The organism is Candidatus Tumulicola sp., from assembly GCA_036490475.1.
In the GTDB taxonomy this organism is placed as follows: Bacteria; Vulcanimicrobiota; Vulcanimicrobiia; order Vulcanimicrobiales; family Vulcanimicrobiaceae; genus Tumulicola.
The window spans coordinates 204193-218130 of sequence record DASXDT010000005.1; the positions used below are offsets into that span (position 1 = coordinate 204193).

A 13938-nucleotide genomic window follows, 5' to 3' on the forward strand; every position below is an offset into this window, starting at 1 on the left:
GCGCATTGCTATTCGCGCGACTCGGCAGGCTGGCCGAGCGCGAACAGGTACACGGTCGAGTGGTTGACGCCATCGATCTGCAGCAACTCGTCGATCGCATAATCGAAGAAGCCACCAATAGGCGTTCCCGCCAACCCGAGCGCGGCCGTGCACAGCGCCATATTCTGAGCCGCGTGCCCGGCCTCGATCAGCGCAAATCTGTATCCGCGTTCGCCGTATTTTCCAATCGTTCGCTCGAAGAGCACCGTCGTGAACACGGTCGCAGCCGCTCGCGCCAATTCCGGCTGTGCGAGCGAAGACGCGAGTCGATCGCTACAATCGCGATCGACGAAGCGTCGTAGTACGCCGAGCGCCGGCTCGAAATGATAGATGCCGGGGGCGAGGCCGGCCACCGAAGCGGCGTGTACGTACAATTCCAGCGGGTACAGCGCTCCCGCAGAAGGCACGCTTCTGGATCCAAACGGAAACTCGCCGGACGTCGACGACGGCCGGACGATTCCATACGCATGATGTAAGATCGTCGCGAGATTTTCGAGCGATACGTTCGACTCCGCGAACGCGGCGGACGTCGCTCGTTCGGCCAAGGCCCGGTCGAGCGGGCACGTTAATGCTCGCGGCGGCGGCAACGTTGCGACCGGGTGCCCATCGTACGATAGCGACGGCGCCAATCTCGATTGCCATTCTAATAGCGTGGCCTCGGCGACGGGCCTGCGAAAACGCGTACCTTTAGAGTTTTCGTGGTACAGCTGCCAAACGGAATTCGCAGCGGGGATCCGGTGTCGATCCCATACTTCTCGACTCATGCGTAATCCTTAGGGAAACGGGTGCGGATTTGTCGGATCGTCGAGTGGAAACTCCGGCGTGTCATAACCGAGGCGCGCGGGGACCTCGTACAAGCGGTGGCCGCCCAGTGCCCGGCGTCGATGTCCGATAACCAATGGATGCAAACCCGGAACGATTGCGCGAACCACGTGAAGCCCGAGTGCCCGGACCTCCGGCGTCGTTACGTCGGCGCACAACATACGGAGACCGGCGCGTTGGAGTGACTCGCGCACCGAGCGCAACATTGCGGTCGCATCGTCGGAACTCCGTACGGCGGCCGATAGCGGCCGTTCCAACTTCGACTCAAACAACCAGCCGGCTCGATGGCGGTTAGAGAGCTCGGCCCAAAAACGAATATGCTGTTCTTGCTCGTAGATCTGGTCGACTCGATTTGGGTCGATCGGTGCTACCGTCGCTTTCACGCGCCTGGCGTAGAATCTGGTGTGCTCGAGTTCCTCGAGACATTTTCGCACGGCGACGTCTGCAACCGGATGCGATGCTGCCGCGACCGTCAGCGCTGGTTGACTGGGATCGTCGTGGCATGCGACCGCCATGGCGCTCGGAACGGATAGATCGGTTGTGATATTCAACAGCGCGATGTCGAAGCGCGCGCGTTCGAATCGATCGAGCAGTTCGCGATTCTCCGCATCCAGCGAAGCCCGCGGGATGCGTGGCGGCGGTAACTTCGCCTGCCAAAAAATGGTAAACGCATCCCGTTCGATCGCCTCGCATACCGCCGAGAGCAGTGCCATGTCGAAATCCTCACCGCACGCAAGTCCGGTCGATATGGGCTGCATGAACGGCTCCTCGGCCCCTCGATATACGTAGGGCAGATACACGGCTGCGGCGGGGACGTACGACGTTTCCGTGGTCGTACAATCGATCGCTTGGGTCCAGCGCACGGGTAATTCGTCGGTGAAGGGAACGAATTCGGTCGTACCGGCGGCATATTGATCGGGGCGATTGAGTGCAAACGAGCTGGGATCCACGTGCGCGAATGTGGCGTCTGCAGCGCTTACCAGCGGCAGATCGGCACGACGAAAAAATGCTGCGCAGTAGCGCTCGACGACTTCTCCAACCGCCTTGGCCATGGCGCGGTCACGATCCAGGGACGCTCCGCCTCCCAGATCGAATCCACCCTCCGCACCGAGCGCCGCAGTGTTGGTGCCGCGGGCGAAATAGTGGAACAGCTGCGGCATGCCCGGCTCGTGCGGAGTTTCCGCTAACTCCGTGATGATCCCAAAACGCGGGTCCAACAGCCGGGCGAGTATATCTTCCAGCACGCGGCGGCGTTAGGCCGGTTCCGATGCGCGTAACGGCGTAAAGCGGCCGCGCGAGTTGAGCGTGCTACAAACGCGGCAGTTCGGCACTTTCAGAATGGGACGCGTAACGGTGCTGCCGGCAAGTAGGTTTATCTCGATGACGTTGTCGATTGCAGCCGACGTCCAACCATATGCATACTGTTTGGTCAACTCGATCGCGGCAACGTCTCCCGTCGCCGACGCCATCGACGGATGGTACGCCGCCACAAGCTGACCCTCGAACGCAAAGTTCTCCAGCGCCCTGCGAATGGGAACCGTCGCCGAGTTCGCCTCTTCGCGCGAAAGGAGACATTGAAAGCATGCCGTCTCGCCCGGGATAGCTAGCGGGCCAACCAGGCCGACGGCGTTCTGCAGAACGGCCGGCAGAAAGTGCCAACCGCGCCGGTTCGCCAAGCTATTCCATTCGGCGAGTCGCTGCAAGCCGCCGAAATCCGAACACACGACCAGGCATGACGCTGCGGTTTCCTGCGCCGAGCTATTCCATACGTCATACGGCGTGGGATACGGTAAGCGCCAAAGATCGCCGTCGAGACGTTCGTTTGTGTCGAAGAATCGAACGTTGCGAAAGCCCGGATGGTCGATCGCGCGAGCGCGCGCTCCAACTTGCAGTAAGCTTTCAACGAGTCGTTGCGATACCGCGTTAACGCCGATGACGTCGATTGCGACCGAAGCGAACGCATCGCGCATCGCGTTCGGGCTACGGCCCATTCCCCAGCCGAGCAACTCCGCCGGAGTTTCCGCGCCGGCACTTACGTCCGCCGGGTCGACGAGCATCCGCTTCTTGCGAAGTTCCTGGATCAGTCCGTCGGCCTCTCCGTCTGCGTCCGTTTGCAGCATCGCCAACAACTCGGCATACGGTGCGCCACCGGGTGCTCCGGCGCGCGCCAACGCCGCCGCAATAGCGGCGGCGCTTCGCACTGGGACGACGAGTTCGTCGACTCCCCGCTTGATGATGATGCCGCCCGGTATTTCGAGCAGCTGCACCGGTTGGGCAGCGAGGCGTTTGTCGAGCGAGCGATCGAGCGTAGACACGAGGGAGAATCCGTTCTACGCCGAGCTAGGACTTAAAATTCACCTCTTTGCAGCAGCAGCAACAACAACAGCCGAACATCAGCGACTGGCCGCTGGCCTCACCGAACAGTGTCTGTTTTGCGCCGAACTGATTGATGGCGTACTGCACGCACTCGCCGATATCGCCGAGGGTCACGGTAGGAAACTTGCGGGAGACTTTGGTCAGCACTTTGGTGTTAAATTCTGCCAAGCCCGCGAAATCTGCGAGGGTCAGTTCCCCCGTATTGTCCGGAAGGTACGAGCCGGGGATGAACGCCTGGATCTGCGTGGATTTCGGAAAGAGAAAGCTGTTGGGTTGCATTTCCGAATCGAAGAGGTGCCCGCCGCTTCTCGCCAGCGCGGCCGTTGGGTCGGCGTACATCGCGCCACCCACGAGAAGACCCGCCTTGAGAAACGAGCTGCGAGAATTTTTCTGTTGCTCCATTTCGAACACGCTTTCTTAAAATCTGGTTAAAAACCAGGCAGGTCACCTTCCATTGCAAACAAGCAGGCCCCTCCTATACAAAATGGGCCGGCGGGCGCCTAGCCATTCGGCTAGATGCTCACCGGCCCACTTGCCGATCGGAGGTTTAGAGACTAGAGGTCTTCGGGGTTGATGCCCTTCAGGCGATCGTATTGCGTCTTCTTCGGCGGAGCTTGTACCGCGACGTTCTCGTCGTAGTTGCCTTCGTATTGCACGGCCAGCGGTTCGCGGCTACGCTCGTAGGCGCTCACCAATCGGCTCATGCCGTCTCCGTTACCGCCCATGACTTCGGCCAGGGCGGCGTCGTCGGCCGTCATGCCGGCGTACGCCATCTCGTAGTCCTGACGCGGACGGCCTTCCTCGTCGATGTCCTGGCCTTCCGGCACGATATCGACGTTGCGATAGCGTGACATACCGGTTCCGGCCGGGATCAACTTACCGATGATCACGTTTTCCTTGAGGCCGAGCAGCGGATCGTACTTGCCCTTGATCGCTGCGTCGGTCAAGACGCGCGTGGTCTCTTGGAAGCTTGCCGCCGAGAGGAACGATTCGGTCGCCAGAGATGCTTTGGTGACACCCAACAGCACCTTATTGGCGGTCGCGACGTCCTTGCCGTCGGCCTTGATCTTCTCGTTTGCCTCGGCGAACGCCGCGCCTTCGATGACCTGGCCCGGCAACAGCAGCGTGTCGCCGCCTTCGACGATCTTCACCTTACGCAGCATCGCGCGAACGATGACTTCGATGTGCTTGTCGTTGATGTCGACGCCCTGCGAACGGTAGACCTTTTGCACTTCTTGCACGAGGTAGTTCTGCAACGCCGTCTCGCCCAAGATCCGCAGGATGTCGTGCGGATTGCGCGAGCCTTCGTTGAGCTGGTCGCCCGGCTTGACCTGCGATCCCTCGGACACCGTCAAGTGCGTTCCGAAAGCAACCTCGTAGTCGTGCTCTTCACCGGTTTCCTCGACGACCGTTAGGATGCGTTTGTTGCGGTCTTCGCCGATCCGGATCGTGCCGGCCACTTCGGTGGTGACGGCTTGGCCCTTGGGCTTGCGCGCTTCGAAGATTTCTTCGACACGCGGGAGACCGGTGATGATGTCTTCAGTAGCGACGCCGCCGGTGTGGAAGGTACGCAGTGTTAACTGCGTGCCCGGTTCGCCGATCGACTGCGCGGCGATGATACCAACCGCCGTTCCGATGTCGACCTTGTTGCCGGTGGCTAAATCGCGGCCGTAGCACAACGAACACACGCCGTATTTCGACTTGCACGTTAGCACCGAGCGGATCTTAACCGACTGGATGCCGGCATCGATCAACTCGCGCGCCTTTTCTTCGTCGATCTCGTCGCCGCGGCCGACGATCGCCGTCGTCGGACGCTTGGGCTCCAAGCGGATCTCTTCGCAGGCGCGCCGCCCGACGATGCGGTCGATCAGCGGTTCGATGATTTCCTTACCCACGCGGATATCGCTGACGGTGATACCGTCGCTGGTTCCGCAGTCTTCCTCGCGCACGATGACGTCCTGCGCGACGTCGACCAGGCGCCGGGTGAGATAGCCCGAGTCGGCCGTACGCAACGCGGTGTCTGCGAGACCCTTACGCGCGCCGTGCGTTGAGATGAAGTACTCGAGAACGGTCAGGCCTTCTTTGAGTGACGCCTTGACCGGGATCTCGAGAATCCGGCCTGACGGGTCGGACATCAGTCCGCGCATACCGCCCAGCTGTTTTACCTGGGCGATCGAACCACGAGCGCCGGACGTCGCCATCATGAACACCGGGTTGAGCGGATTTTGCGCCGCCTGCATCGCGCCGGTAACGTCTTCGGACGCCTTCGACCAGATCTCGATCGTTTTGTTGTACTGTTCGTCGTCGGAGATGAAGCCTTGGTCGAACAAGCGATGGAGCTCGTCTACTTCGTGCTGCGCCTTATCGACGATCTCGTATTTCTTCTCGGGAACGATGATGTCGCTGATCGACACCGTGGTGCCCGACAGCGTCGCGAAGTGGAAGCCGAGGTCTTTGATGGCGTCCAAGAAGCGCGCCGTTTCGGCGTTACCGTACTTGCGGTAACAATCGGTGATGATTTTCTTCAGCGCGCCCTTATCGACGATGCGATTGACGAACGCGTGGTTCCACTTCTCCGGAAACGCCATGTTGAAGATAATGCGACCAGGCGTGGTTCGGATTAGTTCGCCGAGCCAGCGCACGTAGACCCACTCTTGCAAACCGACGCTGCGGGTCTCGTACGCGATGACCGCTTCGCTCGGACCGTAGAAGGTCGGGATCGAACCCGGGCCACCCTCGGGCGGCGCGTTTGCGTTCTTCGCATGCGGAACGATCGCATCGTAGTCGTCGATTACCGCGGCTTTTGCCGGGCCGACGTACTCGTCGCGATTGAACGTGATGTAGTACAGACCCAACACCATGTCTTGCGTCGGGATCGACACCGGATTACCATACGCCGGCAGCAAGATGTTGTTCGACGACAGCATCAGGATGCGGGCCTCGGCTTGCGCGCCGGCCGACAGCGGCAAATGGACCGCCATCTGGTCGCCGTCGAAGTCGGCGTTATACGGCGTACATACCAACGGATGCAGATGGATCGCCTTACCCTCGACCAACACCGGCTCGAAGGCTTGAATGCCCAGACGATGCAGCGTGGGTGCGCGGTTCAGCAGCACCGGATGTTCTTTGATGACTTCTTCGAGAACGTCCCAGACTTCCGGGCGCACGCGCTCGACCATTCGCTTCGCACTCTTGATGTTGTGCGCCAGCGCGCGGTCGACGAGCTTCTTCATGACGAACGGCTTGAACAGCTCGAGCGCCATCTCTTTGGGAAGGCCGCATTGATGCAGCTTGAGCGACGGACCGACGACGATGACCGAACGGCCGGAGTAATCGACGCGCTTACCCAGCAAGTTCTGCCGGAAACGGCCTTGCTTGCCCTTGAGAATATCCGACAACGACTTGAGCGGCCGGTTGTTCGGACCGGTGACCGGACGCCCACGGCGGCCGTTGTCGACCAACGCGTCGACGGCCTCTTGCAGCATCCGCTTCTCGTTCTTGATGATAATTTCGGGCGCGTTCAACTCGAGCAACCGCTTGAGACGGTTGTTGCGATTGATTACGCGACGATACAGATCGTTTAAGTCGGACGTAGCGAAACGGCCGCCATCGAGCTGCACCATCGGACGCAGTTCGGGAGCGATCACCGGCACGGCGGCGAGCACCATCCATTCGGGCTTATTGCCGCTGGCTAAAAACGCTTCGACGACTTCGAGTCGCTTGATCGCCTTGAGACGCTTCTGTCCGGTCGTCTCTTTGAATTCCTTACGCAGATCCTCTTGATTGCGGCGCAGGTTCAGGTCGCGCAGCAGTTCGCGGATGGCTTCCGCGCCCATGCCGGCCTTAAAGCGATTACCATACTTCTCGCGCGCTTCGCGATACTTTTGCTCCGACAACACTTCGCGCTTGGTCAGCGTGGTGTCGCCCGGATCGATCACGACGTACGCGGCGAAATAAATGACCTTCTCGAGCTGGCGCGGCGACATGTCGAGCAAAATACCGATGCGGCTCGGAACGCCTTTGAGATACCAAATGTGGCTAACGGGCGTCGCAAGTTCGATGTGGCCCATTCGCTCGCGGCGCACTTTGGCGCGCGTGATCTCAACGCCGCAGCGATCGCAGATCATGCCCTTGAAGCGAATGCGCTTGTATTTGCCGCAGTGGCATTCCCAATCTTTGGTCGGCCCAAAGATCTTTTCGCAAAACAAACCGTCGCGCTCGGGCTTGAGCGTGCGGTAGTTGATGGTCTCGGGCTTTTTAACTTCGCCGAACGACCAGGCGCGAATTTGCTCGGGCGAAGCCAGCCCGATGCGCATGGCGTCGAAGTTGTTGACGTCGATGAGGTTCAAGAAGAGACTCCGTTATGTGCCGGGCCGCCGATCGGTCGTCGCTGACGCAGGGGGCCCATCTCACGTTGTCTCGTAAGGGACACCCACCGTTGCGGCTGACACAGGCCTCAAGGCACAGACTCTCATCATACTCCTGCCGCCCCCCTGGGCGCAAGAGGCTAGTTGAGCCCGAAAAAGGCCTCGAGCGCGGCGGCAACCGCCGGGAAATCGGTCCGATGCAAATTGTGGCCGGCGTCCGCGATTTCGACCAACTCGACTCCTCCGGCACGGTCCCGCCGCACCGAGTCGACGACCTTCGGATCGTTGATGCCTTCTCCCGGAGCGGCCAGCAGCACCAACAACGGCTTGGGATAGTCGGCAACGACCGGGCGCAGGTCCCAAACCAGTGGCGGGTTCTCACGAAACAGGCGCTCGATGGGTTCCGCGGTCATCGCGTGCACCGCGTGCACCTTGCCCTCCACATCGAGGCGATCCCAGTGCGCGACGCCCTCGCGCGTTTTCTCGTCGCGTTCCTCGCCGTGCAGGGCAAAGTGCTCGCGAAGTTCCTCGACGTACTCGTCGTACCACCCGCGCTCGACTTGATGTAGCATCGGGTCGATCGCGGCGATTCGCGCGATCTGAAGGCGGGCGCCGCCGAGGATCGCGACGGCGCCACCCCACGAATGTCCGATCGAACCGCCCGGCGGCTCGTCGAGCGATTCCACGACCGCGGCCAGATCGGCGACGCCGCGCTCCAACGCCATCGGACCGGTAATAGCGGCGCTATCGCCGTGCCCGCGCTGATCGTAGGCGGCGACACGAGCCCGTCCGTCCCAGTGCTCGGCCAGTCGCTGCCACGACTTGCGCGAGCTAGTCATGCCATGAACGGCAACGATGAATGGGCCGCGATCGCCCCAGATTTGCAACGTCGTTTCGGCGCCGTCGCCGAGCGCCACGCGGCGCTCGATGGACGTCACCCGGCGTGGACTTGTTTGTGCAGTTCGTGCAAGTCGTCGAGCGAGTTGAGCGTTACCGCGTCGTTCACGTTTTCGTCTTTGAGGCCTAGCGACTTTCGCATAGAGCTTGCGGTTTCCGGCGAATGGTCGTAGCCCGCAATCGCGCTGTTATGTTTGTCGATCGTGACTTTATCGGTCTTACCGTTGGCTTTCACCCACTCTTCGAATTGCACGTAAGTCGGTTTGTGCGTGCGGATGAAGCCGAGAACTTTCTCGCGTTCGAGGCCCAGATTATCGATCGTCATCTGATCGAAACCGTCGCCGCATTCGTCCCAGCCGTCGGCCAATTTGCCCTTGCTACCTAACGTGAGTTTGGTCCACAGGCGCGGAAGATGTACGGCCCCGAGCGGACCGGTCGTTTGCGAACTAATATAGGGAATGTGTTTGCTATCCGGCATTCGATAACGCTTCCTTTCCATGACGGTCGATGAACGTGAGTTCGGATACTCCGGACTTGTCGAGCTGTCCTAAATCGAGCGCTTTCATGCGTTCGAATTGTCGGTACGTCGCCTGCGCGAGCGGCAGCGATAATCCCGTTCCGGCGGCCATGCCCAGCGCGATCCCCGAATCTTTCGCGGCGTGCTCGGCTGAGAAGTAGACGTCGTGATCGCGATGTTGCATGTCGGCGCCGTCGGTCTCGAGCACGCGCGAGTTCGCGCCCGTCTGCGAAAAGATTTCGCGAACGACGTCGAGATCGAGGCCTAATGCGTCGGCTAAGCCGAGCCCTTCGGCCAAACCGGCCGTGTTGATATTCATGACCATGTTGACGAGCGCTTTCACTTGCGCCGCTCGGCCGGCCTCGCCGACGTACTTCAACGACGCGCTCATTTGTTCGAGCAGCGGTTTGACGTCCTCGAACGCTTCTTTGCGGCCGCCGATCATCAAATACAACGAACCGTTGCGAGCTTGCGGAATCGAGCTCGCCATGCACGCTTCGAGCGCTTTCGCACCGGCAAGCTCGGCGCGCCGTTCGATTTCGACGTGCACCTGGGGCGAAACGGTCGCGCAGTTGATAAAGATCGTGCCCGCGGCGTCTCGCAATAAGCTATCGGCGTTTGGGTCTTCGCTAAAAATCTGCTCCATGGCAGCGTCGTCGACGACGACGGTGATCACGATGTCGGACAACGCCGTAACGTTTGCCAACGTCGTGACCACCTCACCGCCTGTGTCCCGAGCCGTTTCGCGCGCCGCTTCGGGACGAGTATCGTATAACGCCTCGATGGCGTATCCGACGTCGTTCAGGCGCCGGGCGATATTCGCACCCATGCGCCCGGTGCCGACGATCCCGATGTGCGGCGCGTCAACCATCGACTAGTATTCGTCCTCGTCCTTGCCGTTTTCGATGAATGGCGTTTCTTCTTCATCGCCGTCGGCCGAGGGTTTTTCCTCATCGTAGGTTTCTTCGTCTTCCTCCTCGAGTTCGTAGCCTTGGCGCCCTTCCTCGACCTCTTCTTCGGGCGCTTCCTCTTCCTCGAATTCCTCGGATTCGGCGTGGGCTGCGGCCGGCGGAGGCGCCGGCAACGGAGCGGCGGTGTCGATCGGCTTGCTGTCGTCGATCTCTTCCTCTTCCTCCTCTTCCACTTCAACGGCCTGACCCGGACCCTCAGCCGCGCCGGCTTCGGCAATGGCTTCGCTGGCCGCGACGGCGGTCTGCGAAACCAGAGGCTGTTCGTCGCCCATCAACAGACCGTACTCGCGGCGCTCGCTTTCGCCCATGTCGTCTTCGGGCGAACGAATCTCCACCTCTTCGCGATTTTCCGTCAATACTTTGACGTCGAGCGCGAGCGATTGGAGTTCCTTGATGAGCACCTTGAACGATTCCGGAACGCCCGGTTCCATGACGTTCTCGCCTTTGACGATCGCTTCGTACGTCTTGACGCGACCGACGACGTCGTCGGACTTGACCGTCAAGAGTTCTTGCAGCGTGTACGCCGCGCCGTACGCTTCGAGCGCCCAGACTTCCATTTCGCCGAAACGCTGGCCGCCGAACTGCGCTTTACCACCCAACGGCTGTTGCGTGATCATCGAGTACGGACCGGTCGAACGCGCGTGGATCTTATCGTCGACCAAGTGAGCCAGCTTGAGCATGTAGATCAATCCAACCGCGATCGGACGCGAGAAGCGTTCGCCCGAACGTCCGTCGCGCAGCCACGTTTTGCCGTCGGCCGGTAAGCCGGCGTCTTGCAGCCACTCGGCGATGTCCTCGGCGTGCGCGCCGTCGAACACCGGCGTCGCAACGCTCATGCCAAGCATGCGCGCCGCCCAACCGAGATGCGTCTCCATGATCTGTCCGAGGTTCATGCGCGAAGGTACCCCCAGCGGGTTCAGAACGATGTCGACCGGCGAGCCGTCTTCCATATACGGCATATCTTCTTCCGGCAGCACCTTGGCGATGACGCCCTTGTTACCGTGCCGTCCGGCCATTTTGTCGCCTTGCAGAATCTTACGTTTCTGCGCGACGTAGACGCGTACCAAGTGGTTCACGCCCGGCGACAGCTCGTCGCCATTTTCACGCGAGAACACCTTGACGTCGATAATCTTGCCTTTTTCGCCGTGCGGTACTTTCAAGCTGGTGTCGCGTACTTCACGCGACTTTTCGCCGAAGATGGCCCGTAACAGACGTTCCTCGGCCGTAAGCTCGGTCTCGCCCTTGGGCGTAACTTTGCCGACCAGAATGTCTTCCGGACGCACTTCGGCGCCGACGCGAATGATGCCACGCTCGTCGAGATCCTTGAGCGCGTCTTCACCGACGTTGGGAATATCGCGCGTGATCTCTTCCGGCCCGAGTTTGGTATCGCGGGCTTCGCACTCGTACTCCTCGATGTGAATCGAGGTGAAGCGATCTTCCTTGACCATGCGTTCGCTGATCAGGATCGCGTCTTCGTAGTTGTAGCCTTCCCACGGCATGAACGCCACCAGCACGTTTTGTCCGAGCGCCAGCTCGCCTTCATCCGACGACGGGCCATCGGCCAGAATTTGGCCGGCTACGACCGCATCGCCGAGTCCGACGATCGGACGCTGGTTAATGCACGTTCCGGCGTTGCTGCGAACGAACTTCAGCAACTCGTAGCGCGTTTCGACGCCGTCGGCGCCGGCCAACACGATGGCTTTGGCATCGACCGACGTCACCGTGCCCGCAGCATCGGCTACGATAAGGCTTCCAGAATCCTTGGCTGAGCGATATTCCATGCCGGTGCCGACGATCGGCGTTTCCGGACGCAGCAGCGGCACCGCTTGCCGTTGCATGTTGGCACCCATCAACGCGCGGTTGGCGTCGTCATGTTCCAAGAACGGAATCAACGCAGTCGCCACCGAGACGATCTGTTTCGGCGAAACGTCCATCAAATGCACGCGCGCTGCCGGTTCTTCGATATACTTTTCGGCATAGCGGCACACGACCGAATCGGTCATGATGTGGCCGTTCCCGGCGTCGACCGGCGTGTTGGCCTGTGCGATGATGTATTCGTCTTCACGATCGGCCGTGAGGTACACGATTTCGTCGGTTACGACGCCTTCTTTCACCACGCGGTACGGCGTCTCGATGAACCCGAAGCGATTGACGCGTCCGTAGGTCGCGAGCGAGCCGATCAGACCGATGTTCGGGCCTTCCGGCGTTTCGATCGGGCAGATCCGTCCGTAGTGCGAATGGTGAACGTCGCGAACTTCGAAGCCCGCGCGTTCGCGCGACAGACCACCCGGTCCGAGTGCCGACAAACGACGTTTGTGCGTGAGTTCGGCCAACGAGTTGGTCTGATCCATGAACTGCGACAACTGCGAGGATCCGAAGAACTCCTTGACGGCTGCCACGACCGGGCGAATGTTGATCAGCGCTTGCGGCGTTACCGTTTCAATGTCTTGAACGGTCATGCGTTCGCGCACGACGCGTTCGAGACGCAGCAAACCAACGCGGAACTGATTTTGCAGCAGTTCGCCGACCGACCGCACCCGGCGATTGCCGAGATGGTCGATGTCGTCTTTTTGCACGATGCCGGTGCCCACTTTGATCAATCGGCGAATGACGGCGATCATGTCGGCGCGCGTCAAACAGCGCGTTTCGATCGCCGGCATTTCGAGGCCGGCATCGGTGTACTCGTCGATCACGACGTTCGGCGTTTCGAGACGCGCGTCGACGTCCGGATTCTCGATACGGTAGTGGAACTTCGCGTTCAGCTTGTAGCGGCCGACGCCCGCCAAGTCGTAGCGCTTCTCATCGAAGAACAACGACTCGAGCAGTTTCTCCGCGTTTTCGGCGTTTTCGGGCTCGCCGGGACGCAGCTTCTTGTAGATTTCTTTGAGCGCGTCCTCGCGCGTCTTGACGTCCTTGTCCTTCTCGATCGAGTTGCGGACGAGCGGACTGTCGCCGAACAGTTTGAGGATGGCCTCGTCGGTTTCCCAATTAAAGCCGAGATCCGGGCGCGACAGCGCACGGATGAACGTCGACACGTAGATCTTCCGGTTCTTGTCGATGCGGACGCCGATCGTACCCTCGGTCTCGTCGTTCTTGGTACCGTTATCGGTTTCGAACTCGATCCAAGCGCCGCGGTTCGGGATGATCGTGGCGTTGAAGGTCGGGCGCGAGTTGGTATCCGCGTCTTGGCTGTAATACACGCCCGGCGAGCGCACCAGTTGGCTCACGATCACGCGCTCGGCGCCGTTGATCATGAAGGTGCCCTTGTCGGTCATGAGCGGGAAGTCGCCCATGAAGATCTCTTGGTCGGGGATACCCTTGATTTCGCCGGATTCAGCGGTAATGAGACGTACGCGGACGCGCAGCGGGGCGCTGTAGGTCATATCCCGCTCGCGGCACTCTTCGATCGTATACTTCGGCTCGCCGAGGCTGTGTTCGCCGAACTCGAGGATCAGGTTACCGGTAAAATCCTTGATGGGCGATATCGACGAAAATGCTTCCGCTAGGCCCTCGGTCTTGAACCAATCGAAGGAAGCCTTTTGCAGCTCGATCAGGTTCGGGATTTCGAGGACGTCGGAAATCTTCGCGAAGGTGTAGCGTTCGCGCTTGGGTCCCGGGTCGGGCGGTTGCGCGACCGTGAAGGCGCCGGTCGGCATCGGGAAGGTCGCCGGCATGACCCTGGAAGCACTATTGGCGACGGCCGTCATGGCCGCGCGTTTCGACTTGCCCTTGCCGCCTGCGGTGGATTTCGCAGGAGCTTTTTGAGCTGTCGTCTTCGCCATTATTCTCTTTCTCTGTTGGACGATTTTAAAAGGAAATGCGTTCGTTCTGGGCGGAAGTTGACGCACGCGAAATAGACGAGCTCACGCTCTACTGGCTGCAGAGGTGGACCCGCCTGGCTTCTTATTGTGGACTATTCGCCCCGGGGCATAGACGCACAGTCTAACAC

At 60.5% G+C, this 13938-nt stretch carries 8 protein-coding genes and 1 pseudogene; all 9 read right to left on the reverse strand.

Translation table 11 applies throughout. The annotated features are described in order from the left end of the window. Nucleotides 1–8: 8 nt before the first annotated feature. Complete coding sequence (locus tag VGF98_04655; GenBank protein ID HEY1680904.1) at nucleotides 9–668, reverse strand: SagB/ThcOx family dehydrogenase; 660 nt, start codon at nucleotides 666–668, stop codon at nucleotides 9–11. Nucleotides 669–812: 144 nt separating this feature from the next. Then, a complete protein-coding gene (locus VGF98_04660; protein HEY1680905.1) occupies nucleotides 813–2105 on the reverse strand; it encodes a YcaO-like family protein in 1293 nt (430 codons plus the stop codon). A gap of 9 nt (nucleotides 2106–2114) precedes the next feature. Then, on the reverse strand, nucleotides 2115–3176 hold the full coding sequence (locus VGF98_04665) for a TOMM precursor leader peptide-binding protein (protein ID HEY1680906.1): 1062 nt from the start codon (nucleotides 3174–3176) through the stop codon (nucleotides 2115–2117). Nucleotides 3177–3201: 25 nt separating this feature from the next. Continuing rightward, nucleotides 3202–3639 carry a hypothetical protein gene (locus VGF98_04670; protein HEY1680907.1) on the reverse strand — a complete coding sequence of 146 codons (438 nt, stop codon included), beginning with the start codon at nucleotides 3637–3639 and terminating at the stop codon, nucleotides 3202–3204. Nucleotides 3640–4070: 431 nt separating this feature from the next. Next, nucleotides 4071–7553: pseudogene (rpoC, locus tag VGF98_04675) on the reverse strand (DNA-directed RNA polymerase subunit beta'). Nucleotides 7554–7744: 191 nt separating this feature from the next. Continuing rightward, nucleotides 7745–8542 carry an alpha/beta hydrolase gene (locus VGF98_04680; protein ID HEY1680908.1) on the reverse strand — a complete coding sequence of 266 codons (798 nt, stop codon included), beginning with the start codon at nucleotides 8540–8542 and terminating at the stop codon, nucleotides 7745–7747. Beyond that, the gene (locus VGF98_04685; GenBank protein ID HEY1680909.1) at nucleotides 8539–8979 is read right to left on the reverse strand and encodes a hypothetical protein; all 441 of its coding nucleotides are present in this window, start codon (nucleotides 8977–8979) and stop codon (nucleotides 8539–8541) included. Before VGF98_04685 ends, VGF98_04680 begins: the two co-directional genes overlap by 4 nt. Then, on the reverse strand, nucleotides 8969–9889 hold the full coding sequence (locus VGF98_04690) for an NAD(P)-dependent oxidoreductase (GenBank protein ID HEY1680910.1): 921 nt from the start codon (nucleotides 9887–9889) through the stop codon (nucleotides 8969–8971). The genes VGF98_04685 and VGF98_04690 overlap by 11 nt, the downstream gene beginning before the upstream one ends. 3 nt (nucleotides 9890–9892) lie before the next feature. Beyond that, complete coding sequence (gene rpoB, locus VGF98_04695; protein HEY1680911.1) at nucleotides 9893–13696, reverse strand: DNA-directed RNA polymerase subunit beta; 3804 nt, start codon at nucleotides 13694–13696, stop codon at nucleotides 9893–9895. Between the last annotated feature and the right edge of the window lie 242 nt (nucleotides 13697–13938).